The organism is Pseudoclavibacter caeni (assembly GCF_008831125.1).
Lineage (GTDB): Bacteria > Actinomycetota > Actinomycetes > Actinomycetales > Microbacteriaceae > Pseudoclavibacter_A > Pseudoclavibacter_A caeni.
The window spans coordinates 394,431-410,873 of sequence record NZ_WBKA01000001.1 but is presented as its reverse complement, the minus strand read 5'-3'; the positions used below and the strand labels follow the sequence as shown (position 1 = coordinate 410,873).

Here is a 16,443-nt window from a genome sequence, read left to right as displayed (position 1 = left end):
CGGCCGGATCCCGGCTCCCGCACCAGCGCAGGAGGGCTCCGCGGCCCGCCCGGGGATCCGGACCGGCCGGGCCGCGGAGGTTTCAGGCGGCGGGCTCGAGCACGGCGGAGCGCCGGGGTGCGAGCATCGAGCCGACGAGGGTCAGCCCGGCCACGACGACCAGCAGCACGGCGACCGGCCACCAGGCGCCACCCTGTCCGGCCACGAGCGCGGTGGCGATCATCGGCAGGAACCCGCTGATCAGCGAGGCGATGTTCATCGAGATCGACACGCCGGAGAGCCGCAGCCGGGCCGGGAAGAGGTCGGCCATGATCGCCCCCTGTGCGGCGTAGGGGATGGAGACGGCGACGACGCCGATGACCATGCCGAGCACGACGAGCGCGGGCTGCCGGGTCGTCACGAGCAGGAAGACGGGGAACGCCAGCGCGAGGGAAAGCACACTGCCCACGATGGCGACGCGGACGGCGCCGACGCGCATCCCGATGCGCCCGCCGATCCAGAGGACGACGAACTCGCACACGGCGGCCACCATCGCGGCGAACAGAAGCAGATTCGCGTTGAGCCCGAGCGTCGTCTTGCCGTAGCTGACGATGAAGGTGGTGACCACGTAGAATCCGCCGACGCCGGTGAACGCGACCATCGCGCCGATGAGGATCTGCCGCCACGAGGTGCGGAAGACCTCCCGGATCGGCTGCTCGGAGAGCTCCTGCGCCTCCTCGAGGCGGGTGAACTCCGGAGACTCCTCCATGTGCTCGCGGATGATGACCGAGACGATGAGCAGCGGGATCGCGAACAGGAACGGGATGCGCCACCCCCAGTCCATGAAGAACTGCTCGCTCGACAGCGCCGAGACGAGGAAGAACCCGCCAGAGGAGAGGATCGTGCCAATCGGCGAGCCCAGCTGCGGGATCGCCGCGTACCGCGCCCGCTGCCCTTCCGGCGCGTGCTCGATCGAGAACGTCACCGCCCCGCTCCACTCGCCACCCACGGCGAGCCCCTGGGCGAAGCGGAGGATCACCAGCAGCGTCGGCGCGAGCACGCCGATCTGCCCGTAGGTCGGCAGGGCGCCGATCAGCGCGGTGACCACGCCGATGCCGATCACCGTGATGAGCAGCACCCGACGCCGGCCGATGCGGTCGCCGAGCGCCCCGAACAGGAGCCCGCCGATGGGTCGGGCGACGAACCCGACGGCCAGGGTGGCGAAGGACGCCATGGCCGCGACGAATGCGTTCTCGTTCGTGAAGAACTCCACGTTGAACACGAGGGCCGCGGCCGTCGTGAACAGGAAGAAGTCGTACCACTCCATCGCCGTGCCGACGAACGCCGCGATCGACGCCCGCCTGGCGGTGGCCGTGTCCGCCGCGGATGCGGTCCCGCCGTGCGGCTCCAAGCCGCTGTGTTGCTGAGACATGTCACTCCTCTGGTCCCGGTTCACAGCCCGCCGCCCCTGCGAGCCTCGTGGCCCGGACGCGCTGTCTTTCTGACTGCTCCCAGCAAACCAGTCGGTATGACCAATGTGCACGGATATATGCCGCTGGATCAGCACGGTGTATTGTGCACATGCACACCCGAGGACATCTTCCACCTCGACATCCCCCGAATGTTTCAGGCAGGTGAACACGCTGTGACAGTCAGATCACCGATCGCGACGCCCGACGCGGCCAGCGACGCTCGCTGGCGGACGCTCGTGGCCCAGATGCGCGAGCACGTCGAGTACCTCGTCGCGGCCTTCCTCGACGAGCTGCACGCCCTGGACCTCTACGCCGGCACCCCGGTGGACGGCCCCGAGCTGACCCGAACGGCCTTCACCTCATACAAGGCGATCCTCGACGTCATCCTGGCCGAGAGCGCCAGTCGGGACGCGGCCTTCACCCGACTCAAGACCGTCGCCGCCGACCTCGGCCGGGCCCGCGCCGAGGCCGGCGTGAGCGCAGGGCAGCTCGTCCAGGCGATCCAGATCGACTTCCGCATCATCTGGCGCAGACTCCTCCAGCTGGCCGACCCCGGAGATCTGGACGTCATCGCCCTGCACACGGAGGCGCTGTGGAACGCCGTCGACGGGTACGCTCACGCCGCCCAGAACGCCTACCACCAGCACCGGGCGGCACTCGCCCGGCGCGACTCGGAACAGCGGGCCATGCTCGTCGGCCGGTTCCTGTCGAGCGATCCGCCGGATCGGCTGCTCGTCCAGGCAGTGGCCACAGCGCTCGGCATCCAGGCGGACCGCCCCTGCGAGGTCGCCGCCGGCCGCAACATCCCCGAGATCGACCGCGCCCTCACCCGCGTGCGCGCCTACACCAACCGAGCGGCGTTCCAGATCCTGCCCGAGCAGACCTGGGTGCTGTTCTGGCCGGCGGATCTGCCCGCCTCACCAGACCATCCGCGCTCCGCGCTCGAGCGGCTGCCATGCGGGCTCGTGGACACCGCCGACCTGGGCGACGTCCCCGCCGCGGCACGCGCCGCGACTCGGATCGCCGGCGTGCTCGACCCGACCGAGGCAGGCCCGCATCGCCCCCGCGCCGTGTGGGCACGCCTCGCCGCCCATCTGCTGCACGAGAAGCTGCCACAGGACTTCGACGCGCTCGCCACCCGGATCGGGGGCCTCGGCGCCCACGAGCGGCAGACGATGCTGGAGACGGTCGAAGCCTGGCTCGACCACGGCAGCGTCTCAGCCACGGCGACAGCACTGTACTGTCACCGCAACACCGTGCTCAACCGCCTGCACCGCTTCCGCGAGCTGAGCGGGCTGGACGTCACCCGACCGCGAGACGCCGCCTACGCCCTCGTGCTGCTCGAGAGCACGCCGCTGCGTCAGCGCGTGCCCCACTTGTAGCTCTGCTTGACGAGCTTCAGATACATGAACGTCTCGGTCGCCGCGACCCCCTCGATGCCGCGCACACGGTTGGTGAGCAGATCGAGGTACTCGTCGTCGTCGGCGGCGATCGCCTCGGCGAGCAGGTCGAAGCGCCCCGTGGTGATGAGCACATAGTCGACCTCGTCGATCGCGGCCAGCTCCTCGGCGACTCGCTGCAAATCGCCATCCACCTTGATGCCGATCATCGCCTGGCGGGCGAAGCCGAGCTGCAGCGGATCGGTCACCGCGGTGATCTGGATGACCCCCGCGTCCACCAGCCGCTGGGTGCGCTGGCGCACCGCGGCCTCGCTCAAACCGATCTGCCGGGCGATCTCGCTGTAGGAACGGCGACCATCCTCCTGCAGGTGCTCGATGATACGCTTCGAGACATCATCGAGCCGAAACCCGTTCGCGTGCTGCATGCGCCACTCCTCGCCCCCGGTGCGACCGCCCGGGCCGGGACGATTATCCCAGCCCGGGCGGTGCGGCGCGGGCCGACTCAGCGGGCGAACAGGTCGTCGCCCGAGTGGATGAGCTTCTTGTTGACGAACTCGGTGATGCCGAGACTGCCGAGCTCGCGCCCGAAGCCCGAGTTCTTCACCCCGCCGAAGGGCAGCTCGGCCGAGTCTGCGCCGACCTCGTTGATGTAGACCATGCCCGCCTCGATGCGATCGGCCACGCGCAGCGCCTGCTCCCGGTCGGTCGTGTACAGGTACGACCCCAGCCCGAAGGGCGTGTCGTTGGCGATGCGCACCGCGTCGTCCTCGTCCGCCGCCCGGTAGACCTGCGCGACGGGGCCGAAGAACTCCTCGCGATAGGCGTCGTTCTCCGGCGTGACCCCGGTGAGCACGACCGGGCCGAAGTAAGTGCCCTCATGCTCGGGGCCGCCGAGGACGGCCGTGGCCCCCTGCGCGATCGCGCGGGACACCTGCTCGAAGAGGTGGTCGGCGGCGCGCTGCGAGGACAGCGGACCGAGCGGGATGTCGGGGGCGACCGACGGATCCTGCGGGGTTACCTTTGCCAGCGCTTCGGTGAACCGCTCGAGGAACGCATCGTAGAGGTCGTCGATGATGACGAAGCGCTTGGCGGCGTTGCAGACCTGACCGTTGTTGTCCAAGCGCACGGCGACCGCGTCGGCGACCGTCCTGTCCAGGTCGTCGGTGGAGAGCACGATCATCGGGTCGGAGCCGCCGAGCTCGAGCACGACCTTCTTCAGGTGCTGGCCGGCCTGCTGGGCGACCGCCGCACCAGCCCGCTCAGAACCGGTCAGCGACACCCCGCGCACACGCGGGTCGGCGATGACCGTGCTGATCTGCTCGTTCGTCGCGAACAGGTTGACGTACGCGTCGCCGGCGCCGGCCTCATGCAGGATCGCCTCGATCGCGGTGGCTGACTCGGGGCACTGCGGGGCGTGCTTGAGCAGCACGGTGTTGCCGATGATCAGGTTCGGGCCCGCGAAGCGCGCCACCTGGTAGTACGGGAAGTTCCAGGGCATGATGCCCAGCAGCGGGCCGAACGAGCCCTTGCGGATGATCGCCGAGCCGTTCTCCGCCGCGACCGGCTCGTCGGCCATGAACGCCTCTGCGTGATCGGCGTAGTACGCGTAGATGTCGGCGGAGAAGTCGACCTCGCCGAGCGCCTGCTCGAGCGGCTTGCCCATCTCGCGGGTGATGATCGCGGCCAGTTCCTCGCGGCGCTCGCGGTGCAGCTCGGCGACGCGGCGCACGACGGCGGCGCGCTCCACGAGCGGACGACGGCGCCAGGTCTCGTGCGCGGTCGCGACCCGGTCGACCGCCTCACGCACCTGCGCGTCGGTGTCGGTCGGATACTCGGCGACGGTCTCACCGTTCGCGGGATTGACGACGGCGTAATAGGACATGCTCCACTCTCCTCCGGGAATCAGTCAGTCCGGGAAGACTCGCACACCCGGGTTACCGGGACGTTTCCTGTGGCAAGCCTCCGAGCCCGGCTGGCGGCTGGCGCACCGGGCGCCGCATCCACTCGACGCCTCGCGGACGAGCGCGAGACGTCCCGGATGCGACAGTTCGCACGCTACCATGCCAGCCTCCTCCGGCGCACCGCAGCACCCAGTCCAAACACACGAAATCACGCGTGTTTTCATATTTCATGTTTCAGTCTCGTGAAATCACTCCCTGATCTTTGCGATTCACGCTGCAGCCGGCCTAGGCTCATGACAGCATCCCGATCACCGGCGCCGCGGCCGGCGGAGGCGACCAGCGCCGTCCGCCCGCGCGCCCGGCCCGCGGGAGCGCTCTCGTTCGCCAGGCCGGTCGAGAGCGAGGAACGACATCGACCCGGTGCCAGGCCGACCGGGGCTGGAAGGCAGACATGGCTGTGAACATCGACAGCGAGCGCGTCGCTGAACTGACCAAGATCGAGTCCGACAAGCTGAACGCCCGCACGCAGGGCTCGAAGCGAATGTTCGCCGAGGCGAAGGAGCACCTCAGCGGCGGCGTCGCCTCGTCCTACCAGCTGCGCGACCCGTGGCCCATCTACATCGAGCGCGGCTCGGGGCCGAAGATCTGGGACGTCGACGGCAATGAGATGTGGGACTTCCACAACGGCTTCGGCGCCATGGTGCAGGGCCACGCGCACCCCGCCATCGGCCGGGCCATCGCCGAGCGCTACCCGAAGGGCACCCACTTCGGGTGTGCGACCGAGGACGACATCATCGTCGCCGACGAGCTCTCCTCCCGCTGGGGCCTGCCGAAGTGGCGCTTCACGAACTCCGGGTCGGAGTCGACGATGGACGCCATCCGCATCGCCCGCGCCTACACCGGCCGTGACACCGTGCTGAAGATCTTCGGCTCGTACCACGGCCACCACGACACCGTGATGGTGTCGATCGGCGTCGAGTACGACCAGATCGGCGACCACTACCACCTGGCGTCGCTGCCCTACGGTGGCGGCATCCCGCAGGCGACCGTCGACATGACCTACGCCGTGCCCTTCAACGACGCGGACGCGATGGAGCGTCGCATCATCGAGCTCGAGGCCGAGGGGCACAAGCCCGCCTGCGTCATCATGGAGGCCGCGATGATGAACCTCGGCGTCGTGCTGCCAGAGCCCGGCTACCTCGAGGCCGTGCGCGACATCACCAAGCGCCACGGCATCGTCCTGATCTTCGACGAGGTCAAGACCGGCCTGTGCATCGCCGCCGGCGGTGCGACCGAGAAGTTCGGTGTCAAGCCCGACCTCGTCACCCTTGCCAAGGCGCTCGGCGGCGGCCTGCCCGCCGGGGCGATCGGCGGCACCGAGGAGGTCATGCGCGTGGTCGAGGACCACACCGTCTACCAGGTCGGCACCTACTCGGGCAACCCGCTGTCGATGGCAGCGGCGCGCGCGTCGCTGCAGGAGGTGCTCACCCCCGAGGCATACGCGCACCTGGCCCACCTCAACGACCGCATCGTCAACGGCTGCCAGGCCGTCATCGACAAGTACGACCTGCCCGGCTACGCGGTGGGCATCGGGTCGAAGGGCTGCGTGACCTTCTCAGATCAGAAGGTCGTCGACTACGAGACCTACAAGGCCAGCCAGCGCGGCGATCTCGCCGAGCTCGCGTGGCTGTACAACCTCAACCGGGGCATCTTCATGACGCCGGGCCGCGAGGAGGAGTGGACGCTGTCGGTCACCCACACCGACGAGGCCATCGACGCGTACGTGGCCGCCTTTGAGGCACTCGCCCGCGACCTGACGAAGTGACGAAGTAGCGTCCGCCACCCGGGCCGCACCTGCACCCGGGCAAGGATGAGGGGCCGGGATGCCGCCGATGGCATCCCGGCCCCTCGCCCGTTCTCACACGCCGACCCGCCAGCGGGCACCCCCACTCAGGAGAGCATGGCGATCGCCCGCAGAATCGCGTCCAGCACACGCGGCCATTCCTCCATCAGCTGCCAGTACGACAGTCGGGTCACAAACATCCCTGACTCCGTCGCCTGCAGCCCCTTAGCCAGATCGATCCCATACTGCCGCGCGTCATAGTGGTCCCGCCCGTCGAATTCCAGAGCGAGACGCCCCTCCACGCGCCGGCCGCCCGGCAGCCCTGACCTGCTCCGTCACCTGCAGCCCGACCAGCCGCAACAGCGTGGCGACGTGCAGTTCGAAGCCGTTCTTTCATCCTGACGCGCTGAGGCGCCAGATGCGCCGGCTCTCCGGACGCTCCATGACGATGCTCTGCAACATCCTGCAGCCGGCCCAGCCGGCCTCCGACCGTGGTCAAGCAGTCGACAAGGGAGACCTCGACGAGATGATGCCGCAGCGCCACCGGCCACGGGGCGACGCCCTCGCCCAGCTCACGGGGGAAAGGCGGGGCCACGCGTGCATTCGGATCGCGATCACGTCATCGGACGTGAACGTGGACGTGGCCATGACTGCTCCCGCATCCGTCACCGAGGGCGTGCGTTGGAACGCCGGCGAACGTCCTGTGGACTCCTGCGGGACGCGAGTACTCCGGGACGGCATCATCCCGTCCGCGAGCGCCTCCGGCACCTGTCCGAGCACCGACCGGCCACGGAACCCCTCAAACGCACAGACCTGCCAGTCACTGGCAGATCTGTGCACAACTGGCAGGTCCGTGCACGAGACCCCCGATCGACCACCCCCGTGCACGGCCCCGACCGCTACCCGTGCAGCAGCGCCTCCTCGGCGTCCCCCGCCACGCCCGCGCGCAGCCCGGTCTCACCGCGGAAGAACGCCGGCGACCGGAAGTATCGCCAGACCATCACCACCACGCCCGAGAGGATGAGCACGAGCCCCAGGATGAACACGAGCCCGATTCCGCCGATGCTCGACCCCGACCCGTAGTCCGGGTCCAAGGAGTCGACGAGCGTGACGAAGAACAGGATGACGAGGACGAGCCCGCCGACGAGCGGGAACAGGAACGTCTCCAGCGCGTTGCGCACGCTGCGGAACCACTCGTGGCGGAAGTACCACACCGCCGACAGGGCGGTCAGCCCGTAGTAGAAGCAGATCATCATGCCGAGCGTCGTGATCGTGTCCCACAGCACGGCCTCGCTGAGGAACCGCATGACTGTGTAGAACACGGCGGCGACCACGCCCGAGACAACCGTCGCGAACCCCGGGGTGAGGTAACGCGGGTGCACGCGGGCGAACCGCCTGGGCAACGCCCCGTAGTGCCCCATCGACAGCAGCGTGCGGGCCGGGCCGACCGCGGTCGACTGCAGCGACGCCGCCGACGACATCAGCACGGCCAGCGATACGAGGATCGCCAGCGGCCCGAGCACCGGCCCGGCCAGGGCGAAGAACACGTTCTCCTGGATGTCCGGGTTGTTCAGCCCGTACTCGCCGTCGCCGACGCCCGCGAACGCCATCAGCCCCACCGTCACGAACAGGTACAGGCCGATGATCACGAAGATCGAGATCGTCGCGGCCCGGCCCGGCGTGCGCTCCGGGTCCTTCGTCTCCTCGTTCATCGTGAGGATGACGTCCCAGCCCCAGAAGATGAACAGCGACAGCGAGATGCCGCTGGCGAACGACGAGAACGAGTCGATCGTGAACGGGTTGAAGTCGTCGAGCGTGATCGCCGTGGCGTCGAACGCGGTGCCGTTCGCCACGTGCCACAGGGCGACCCCGCCGAAGAGCAGCATCACGAGGATCTGGAACCCGACGAGGGCGTACTGGAACTTCTGCGTGGTCTGCATGTCACGGTACGAGATCGCCACTGCGATCGCGATGAACGCCAGACAGGTGATCACGTTGATCAGCGGGTCGTCGGTGAGGTCCGCCAGGTCAGGGTTGCTGAACAGCTGCGACAGCGCGAGGTAGAAGAAGTCGACCGCGATGCCCGCCAGGTTCGAGAGCACCACCACCGTGGCGACGATGAGCCCCCAGCCGGCCATCCAGCCGACCCACGGACCGAACGCCCGCGTCGCCCAGGTGAACGAGGTGCCCGAGTCGGGCATGCGTGCGTTGAGCTGCTTGTACCCGAACGCGGTGAGCAGCATCGGGATGAACCCGACGATGAACACCGCGGGCACGTGCGTGCCGACCACGCTGACCGTCGGGCCGAGCGCCCCGGTGAGCGTGTACGCGGGCGCGATGCACGAGATGCCGATCACCATCGCGCCGAGCAGGCCGACCGTCCCCTTGCCGAGCCCCTTGCGCGAGGTCTCCTGTGCTGCCGGTGTCGTGCTCATCGCTCACCGCCCCGCTCGTCCGTGGCCGTCGGGGCCGCTCCGGACGCATCCGCCGCGCCGGTGCGCATCACATCGTCGCGCGGCACGACGATCATCGGGACGCTCAGCGTGCGCACGAGCTTCGCCGCAGTGGAGCCGAGGAACATCGACCGCGCCTGGGCCAGCCGGCTGGAGCCGATGAGCACGATCTCGGCCGGATCCCAGTCGACCTGCTCGACGGCCTGGTCGATGCGCCCGGCGACCTCGACGCGTGTGGTGATGTCGAGATCGTGCGGCAGGCTGCTGACGGCCGCGGTGCCGAGCGTCTGCACGGCCTGGGTGCGCGCGCGGTCGGCCGCCGCGCTGCCGCGGCCGGGGTCGACGGTCGCGAGTGTGAGCAGACGCACGGGGATGCCACGACGGCTCGCGATGAACGCGGCGGTGTCGAACAGGGTGCGGTTGCCGCCGAGATCGCCGACGGCGACGGTGACCCGGGAGATCGGCGCGTCCTGCGCGACCTCGCGGGCGTCGTCCGGGGCGAGGGTGACCGGCACATCCGAGGAGTGCAGCAGCGCGTTGCTCACGCTGCCCAGGGTGAAACGGCCGAGCAACCCGCCGGTCGCCGTGCCGAGCACGATCACCTCCGCGTGCAGGCGGTGGGCGGCATCGAGGATGCCCTGTTCCTCGGAGTCGCTCACCTCGATCTCGGTGTGCAGCTCGATGTCACCGGCGACCAGGCTCGCGGCCTCGGCGAGCCATCCGCCCATCTGGTCGAAGACGAATCGATCGTACGAGGCCGACGGTGGGGCGAACGTGTCATGCTCGACCTCACGCGGGATCACGCTGACGATGTAGAGCTTCGTGCCACGGCTGCGTGCCAGGCGCGCTCCGACGCGCAGGGCGTCTCTGCCGGCCGACGAGTGTCGGTAGGCCACCATGATGGGCATCACGTCCTCCTTCTCGGGCGCTGGCGCGCCTCGTATCACCTCTTCCAACGGACGCATCACCCCGGTGGCGACACTGCCCGCGTGAATGCCATTCTTCGTGGCGAAACCTCTTGAGTGCAAGTGATTCCGTTGCCCATCATCATTCCGAATCAAGATTTCGTGCGTGTTACAGATTGTTGCTATGAATCTCGCACCTCACGTCGGCGCGATGGAGCACCCGTGGCCACCGGTGCCGCCGTCACCTCGGCGCGCCCGGGAGCCCGCCGGCCATGCGACTAGAATCGAGGGGCCGGCCCGCGGCACGGACGCACCCGCGACGGCACGCAACCACACAGGAGAGCACGTGAGCACCCTCGACCATCAGCCCCTCAGCCCACTCGACGGCCGATACCGGAAGGCAGTGGGCGCGCTCGGCGAATACCTCAGCGAGGCCGGGCTGAACCGCGCCCGCGTGCACATCGAGGTCGAGTGGCTGATCTTCCTCACCGACGAGGGCCTGTTCGGCACGCACCCGATGAACGACGCGCAGAAGGCCGGGCTGCGCCGGCTCGTGACCGACTTCGATCAGTCCTCGATCGACGAGCTCGCCGAGCTCGAGGCCGTGCGCAAGCACGACGTCAAGAGCGTCGAGGTGTTCATCCGCCGGCACCTGCCCGCGCTCGGCCTCGCCGACCACGCGGAGCTCGTGCACATCGCCTGCACGAGCGAGGACGTCAACAACCTGTCGTACGCGACGATCGTGCGGGACGCGATGCGCGAGGTGTGGCTGCCCCGGGCCCGCGCGCTGGTCGAGCGACTGGGCGACATGGCCACCGAGTACGCCGAGGTGCCGCTGCTGTCGCACACGCACGGCCAGCCGGCGACCCCGTCGACGATGGGCAAGGAGCTCGCGGTGTTCGTGCACCGGCTCAGCCGTCAGCTCGCGCACATCGAGCGGCAGGACTATCTGGGCAAGTTCAACGGTGCGACCGGCACGTACGCGGCGCACGTCGTCGCCGATCCGACCGCCGACTGGCCGGACGTCTCGCGCCGGTTCGTGGAGGGGCTCGGCCTGACCTGGAACCCGCTGACCACGCAGATCGAGTCGCACGACTGGCAGGCGGAGCTGTACCACACCGTCGAGCTGTTCAACAGCATCCTGCACAACCTCGCCACCGACATGTGGACGTACATCTCGATGGGCTACTTCCACCAGATCCCGGTCGCCGGCGAGGTGGGCTCGTCGACGATGCCGCACAAGATCAACCCGATCCGCTTCGAGAACGCCGAGGCGAACCTCGAGCTGTCGAATGCACTGCTCGGCTCGCTGGCGTCGACGCTGGTCACCAGCCGAATGCAGCGGGATCTGACCGACTCGACCACGCAGCGCAACATCGGCGTCGCCCTCGGCCACTCGCTGCTGGCGATCGACAACCTCGTCAGGGGCCTCGGCACCGTCGAGCTCGCCCGCGACACGCTCGCCGCCGATCTGGACCACAACTGGGAGGTGCTCGCCGAGGCGATCCAGACGGTCATCCGCGCCGAGGTGGCGGCCGGCCGCTCGCACATCGACGACCCCTACACCCTACTCAAAGGCCTCACCCGCGGCCACCGGGTGACACAGGCCGACCTCGAGGAGTTCGTCTCAGGGCTCGACATCGGCGACGAGGCGAAACAGCGCCTGTTCGCCCTGCGCCCGGAGACCTACATCGGCCTGGCCGGGCGGCTCGCGACCGAGCGGTGACCCCGTCCCACCGGACCAGCCGACGCCAAGCGGTCAGACGCCCGCCACACGGATGACATGGTCGGCGGCGATGTCGAAGCCCCGATGCCGGCTGCCGTCGGTCAGCCACGCCTGATGCGGGGTGACGAGCACGCCCGGTGCGGTCAGCAGGGGGTCGCCCGCCCAGTCCGGCGGCTCCGGATCGAGCACGTCAAGCACCACGCCGCGCAGACGGCCATCACGCAGGGCGCGGACCACCGCAGTAGGCTCGACAAGCCCGCCACGTCCCGTGTTGACGAGCCCTGCACCGGGACGCATCCGGGCGAGGAAGTCGGCGTCGACGAGGTGCCTAGTCTGATCGGTCAGCGGCACGTGCAGCGAGACGACATCGCTACGGGCGAGCAGATCGGCGATGTCCGGCACCGCCTCCACGAGCTCGGCGCCGGGGCGCCCGGCGATGTCCGAGCGATTCCACACCAGCGTGTGCACCCCCAAGGTGTGCAGCAGGCGGGCGACATGGCGGGCGATCGTGCCGAAGCCGACGAGTCCGACCGTCGCGTCCGCGAGAGCCCGGGGGCTGGCCCGGCGGGCGTCCCAACGCCGCTCGGCGACGAGCCGCTCTCCCGTGGGCAGATCCTTCAGCAGCATGAGCACGGCGGTGAGCGTGTACTCGGCGACCTCGAGCGCGTTGTACCCGGGAGCGCTCGCGACCGCCACCCCTGCGGCCGCTGCCGCGGCGAGGTCGACGTGGTCGGTGCCGACCGAGGGCGTGGCGACGACACGCAGGTCGGGCAGCCGTGCGATCGTGGCCGCGTCGACGGGACAGGCCGGGATGGCGATGAGCGCGACGACCCCGCGGGAGTCATCGAGGGTCTCGAGCCGGCCGCTCTCGACGGCGAGTCCGTGCCCGGCCAGGCGCGCGCGCAGCCGCTCGGCCTCGTCATGCGCGATCGCGCCGCCGAGGACGACGACACGGGCGGGAGAGGGTCGTGGCGTGGGAGAGGCGACATCCGGATGCTGCCGGGGGTGCGCGTGTGCGGGCATGCCGGCATCGTACCGCGGCTAACATGGATCCGACGCCGCAGCCCAGAACACGCGACGCCACGACCGTGGGCCACGGAGACGACCACATGCCACGGAGAGGGAAAGGGCTGCCATGCGCACGGGACGCGTCCTGCACACCGTCGAGTCTCACACCGAGGGGATGCCGACCCGGGTCGTCGTCGGCGGGGTCGGCGCCCTGCCGGGCGACACCATGGAGGAGCGGCGGGTGCGCTTCATGCGCGAACGCGACGGGCTGCGCACACTGCTGATGGAGGAACCGCGCGGGCACGGGGCGATGAGCGGGGCGATCCTGCAGCCGCCGACGCGGCCGGACGCGGACTTCGGTGTGCTCTTCATCGAGGTCTCGGGATGTCTGCCGATGTGCGGCCACGGCACGATCGGCGTCGCCACGGTTCTCGTCGAGACCGGGATGGTCGAGGTGCGCGAGCCGGTGACCACGATTCGGCTGGACACGCCGGCGGGGCTCGTCACCGCCGAGGTGCAGGTGCACGACGGCCGCGCCGAGTCGGTCACGATCCGCAACGTTCCCTCGTTCCCCGTGGCCCTCGACCACGTCGTCGATGTGCCCGGATACGGCGCAGTGCCGTTCGACCTGGCGTTCGGCGGCAACTTCTACGCCGTCGTCGACCTGGAGCGGCTCGGCCTGCCCTTCGACCGGGCTCGCAAGAACGACCTGCTGGAAGCGGGGCTGCGGATCATGACGGCGATCAACGCCTCGCCTGACCGCCCGGTGCATCCGCTCGACCCGGCCATCCACGACTGCCACCACGTCTATCTGAAGGCCCCGGGCTCGACCGCCCGGCACTCCCGCCACGCGATGGCGATCTACCCGGGCTGGTTCGACCGCTCCCCATGCGGCACCGGCACGAGCGCCCGAATGGCCCAGCTGCACGCCCGGGGCGAGCTGCCGCTGGAGACCGACTTCGTCAATGAGTCGTTCATCGGCACCCGATTCATCGGCCGGCTCGTGGCTGAGACCGAGGTGGCCGGCCGTCCTGCGGTGATCCCGACGATCACGGGTCGAGCCTGGGTGACAGGCACGGCGCAGTGGATGCTCGACCCGGCTGATCCGTTCCCGAATGGCTTCCTGCTCTGACCCCGGCCGCGTAACACAGCCGAGACATGGGCCCCGTTAGAGTATTTGCGGGCCCGAGCCGGCCCATGACCCAGGAGTGACTTTGTCCGACACCGCGCACGACGCGACCGACCGTCTGTTCCACCGGATCATCCTCGCCCTGTTCGCCGCGGGCTTCGCGACCTTCGCACAGCTGTACGCGGTGCAGTCGGTGCTGCCGGATCTCTCCGCCGACCTCGGCGTCGACCCCTCGCACGCCGCACTGACGATCTCGATCGCGACCGTTGGCATCGCCGTGGGCGTGCTGCCCTGGGCGTTCGCCGCCGACTGGTGGGGGCGCGTGCAGGTGATGAAGGTCTCGGCCGTCACCGCGGCGGTCGTGGGGCTGGCCACGCCGTTCCTGCAGACGATGCCGCTCATGCTCGCGTCACGATTCGTCGAGGGGGTGACGCTCGCGGCGATCCCCGCGATCGCGGTGACGTACATCTCCGACGAGCTGCCCGCCCGCCGGGTGACCGCGGCGGCGGGCGCCTTCGTCGCCGGCAACAGCATCGGTGGTCTGCTCGGCCGGCTGATCTCCGGGCTCGTCGCCGACTGGCTCGGCTGGCGCACGGGGCTGGCGACCGTCGCCGTGCTGTGCGTAATCGCCTGTCTCGCCTTCGTCGCGATCGTGCCCGCCCCGCACGGATACCTGCCCTCCCGACTGCGCCGACAGCGGCGGGACGGCGTGGCCGGGCTGACGATAGCCGAGCGGCCGACCGCCTGGCAGCGGTTCGCCGGCGCGCTCACGAACCGCACGCTGTGGGGCTCGTACGCGCAGCCGTTCCTGCTGATGGGCGCGTTCATGACGCTGTTCAGCTACCTCGGCTACCATCTGCAGCGCGACCCGTACGACCTGAGCACCGCGGTCACGAGCATGATCTTCACCGTCTATCTCGTCGGCACGTTCACGGCCCGGTGGGCGGGTGGCGCGGCCGGGCGTCTCGGGCACCGGCGGATGCTGCTGGTCGGCATCGCGCTGATGGCCGCCGGTGCCGCCCTCACCCTCGCGGGCCCGCTGTGGCTGGTCGTCATCGGCGTCGCGGTGTTCACGGCCGGCTACTTCGTGACGAGCCCCGTGGCCAGTGCGATGACCGCGTTCATCGCCGGATCCTGCCGGTCGCAGGCGACGGCGATCCACCAGCTCGTCTTCTACGGCGGCAACAGCCTGTTCGTGTGGTCGCTCGGCCGCGTGTTCGAGGCCCTCGACTGGCCCGGTGTGGTGGTCGGGCTCGTCGTCCTGTGCGCGATCGCGGCGACCGTCGCGCTCGCCGTGCTGCCGAGCCGGGTGGGCGGCCGGCTGGACACCGCCACGGACTGACTGGAGGCGACGGCGATGGGCCGAACGGGCATGATCTGACGGTGGCCGAGCGGAAACCTCCCGGACACATCAGCCTTCGGTCCCGCCGAGGAGTCCCGACCAGCGACAAGAGACAGACGTGCCCTGCTCCGCCCGCGACAATGATTGGGAGAGACCGCCGACCGCAGATCGGAACGCCGCCGTCACATGCCGGAAACCCCCCGATGACAGGCTGAAGGTGTTTCGGACGTGTTGCGGGCCGACCGACCCGCGTCTCGCAGAGGAGGAATCGTGTCTGTTCTCGTCGCCTACCGTCGCAGCAGCCCAGCCGGCAGAGACGCCCTACAGCTCGGCGCTCGCATCGCGAACCATATCGGCACCGGTCTTGACATCGTCAGCGTGAGCCGGTTCGAGTCTGCCGCCGCGGTGGCGCTGCGCGGCCCGGAACAGGGCGATGAGGCTGATCCACGCACCGCGCTGCACCTCGCCGCAGAGCTTGTGAAGGTCGACGTGCCCGTGCACACGCACGCGGTCGTCGACGACTCGACGGCCAGCGCGATCCTGCGCACGGCCCATGAGGTCGGGGCGAGCATCATCGTGCTCGGCACCACGTCGAACGGCCTGTTCGGCCGATTCTCACTCGGCAGTGTGAGCAACATCTTGTTGCACAGCTCGGACATCCCGGTGGCCCTCGCCCCGGACACCGCGCGCGACACGCCGCAGGACGCTCCGTTCGGGCGTGTCTCGGTGGCGATCGGCGACATCGGCGGCAACCGCACCATGTTCGACACCGCGAACCTGCTGGCCGGCGCCGACGTGCCCGTGCGTCTGCTCACGCTGGCCGCGGTCAGCAGTGGAACGGACGCTGAGCGACGTACCCGCACCGAGGCCATCGCCCGTCTGGACCATCTCGCCGACCTGTACCGCCCGGAGCGCGCCTCGACGACCACGGCCCAGGTCGAGGTCGCCGGCCGCATCACGAAGGCGATCGACCAGGTGTTCTGGGAACCGGACGAGATCGTGCTGATCGGCTCGGCCCGGATCGCCCGTGAGCACACGACGTTCATCGGCTCGACCGCAACAAAGCTGCTGCGCGCGCTCACCGTCCCGATGATCGTGGTGCCCCGCGACGACCAGGTGCCTGAGACGAAGGCGGCGAAGGCGTAGCGCCGCGCAGCAGCACCCGCATGCCCCGACCTGTCTCCTGTCGTGACAGGCCGGGGCGTCATGCGCTCGGAGGCGGCGACCTCGACACGGCCCGATGCGCCACGGAACCGGTGCGGCTGGGCCAGAGGACACCACGAGG

The 16,443-nt window shown here is 69.5% G+C and carries 12 protein-coding genes; 6 read left to right on the top strand and 6 right to left on the bottom strand.

All coding sequences use genetic code 11. The annotated features are described in order from the left end of the window. Nucleotides 1–82 precede the first annotated feature (82 nt). Nucleotides 83–1,411 carry an MFS transporter gene (locus F8O02_RS01905; RefSeq protein WP_158035542.1) on the bottom strand — a complete coding sequence of 443 codons (1,329 nt, stop codon included), beginning with the start codon at nucleotides 1,409–1,411 and terminating at the stop codon, nucleotides 83–85. Nucleotides 1,412–1,624: 213 nt separating this feature from the next. Between F8O02_RS01905 and F8O02_RS01900 the strand changes: the two genes are divergently transcribed. Continuing rightward, entirely contained in the window at nucleotides 1,625–2,833 is a 1,209-nt protein-coding gene (locus F8O02_RS01900) for a helix-turn-helix domain-containing protein (RefSeq protein WP_179416221.1), read from the top strand. Here F8O02_RS01900 and F8O02_RS01895 read toward each other — a convergent pair. Together F8O02_RS01895 and F8O02_RS01890 are read right to left on the bottom strand one after the other, a co-directional pair. Then, a complete protein-coding gene (locus F8O02_RS01895) occupies nucleotides 2,812–3,276 on the bottom strand; it encodes an Lrp/AsnC family transcriptional regulator (protein WP_158035540.1) in 465 nt (154 codons plus the stop codon). The genes F8O02_RS01900 and F8O02_RS01895 overlap by 22 nt on opposite strands. Nucleotides 3,277–3,353: 77 nt before the next feature. Then, a complete protein-coding gene (locus F8O02_RS01890; protein WP_158035539.1) occupies nucleotides 3,354–4,733 on the bottom strand; it encodes an NAD-dependent succinate-semialdehyde dehydrogenase in 1,380 nt (459 codons plus the stop codon). Nucleotides 4,734–5,203: 470 nt separating this feature from the next. On the opposite strand from F8O02_RS01890, the gene F8O02_RS01885 reads away from it, so the two are divergent. After that, nucleotides 5,204–6,577: an aspartate aminotransferase family protein gene (locus F8O02_RS01885; protein ID WP_158035538.1), complete on the top strand. Its 1,374-nt coding sequence runs from the start codon at nucleotides 5,204–5,206 to the stop codon at nucleotides 6,575–6,577. A 917-nt stretch (nucleotides 6,578–7,494) separates the two neighbouring features. Here the strand turns inward: F8O02_RS01885 and F8O02_RS01880 are convergent. Continuing rightward, the gene (locus tag F8O02_RS01880; RefSeq protein ID WP_158035537.1) at nucleotides 7,495–9,030 is read right to left on the bottom strand and encodes an APC family permease; all 1,536 of its coding nucleotides are present in this window, start codon (nucleotides 9,028–9,030) and stop codon (nucleotides 7,495–7,497) included. After that, nucleotides 9,027–9,956: a universal stress protein gene (locus F8O02_RS01875; RefSeq protein ID WP_179416222.1), complete on the bottom strand. Its 930-nt coding sequence runs from the start codon at nucleotides 9,954–9,956 to the stop codon at nucleotides 9,027–9,029. Before F8O02_RS01875 ends, F8O02_RS01880 begins: the two co-directional genes overlap by 4 nt. A 343-nt stretch (nucleotides 9,957–10,299) precedes the next feature. Between F8O02_RS01875 and purB the strand changes: the two genes are divergently transcribed. Beyond that, complete coding sequence (gene purB / locus F8O02_RS01870; RefSeq protein ID WP_158035535.1) at nucleotides 10,300–11,679, top strand: adenylosuccinate lyase; 1,380 nt, start codon at nucleotides 10,300–10,302, stop codon at nucleotides 11,677–11,679. 33 nt (nucleotides 11,680–11,712) lie between these two features. On the opposite strand, the gene F8O02_RS01865 is transcribed toward purB, so the two are convergent. Then, entirely contained in the window at nucleotides 11,713–12,702 is a 990-nt protein-coding gene (locus F8O02_RS01865) for an NAD(P)-dependent oxidoreductase (protein ID WP_158035534.1), read from the bottom strand. A gap of 112 nt (nucleotides 12,703–12,814) precedes the next feature. Here F8O02_RS01865 and F8O02_RS01860 point away from each other — a divergent pair, with 112 nt between their 5' ends. The 3 genes from F8O02_RS01860 (at nucleotide 12,815) to F8O02_RS01850 (ending at nucleotide 16,304) form a co-directional block, all read left to right on the top strand. Next, the gene (locus F8O02_RS01860) at nucleotides 12,815–13,819 is read left to right on the top strand and encodes a proline racemase family protein (RefSeq protein WP_158035533.1); all 1,005 of its coding nucleotides are present in this window, start codon (nucleotides 12,815–12,817) and stop codon (nucleotides 13,817–13,819) included. 82 nt (nucleotides 13,820–13,901) lie between these two features. Beyond that, nucleotides 13,902–15,158 (top strand): MFS transporter, encoded by a 1,257-nt coding sequence (locus tag F8O02_RS01855; RefSeq protein WP_179416223.1) that lies wholly within the window; start codon nucleotides 13,902–13,904, stop codon nucleotides 15,156–15,158. 270 nt (nucleotides 15,159–15,428) lie between these two features. After that, entirely contained in the window at nucleotides 15,429–16,304 is an 876-nt protein-coding gene (locus tag F8O02_RS01850) for a universal stress protein (protein ID WP_179416224.1), read from the top strand. The last annotated feature ends 139 nt before the right edge of the window (nucleotides 16,305–16,443 follow it).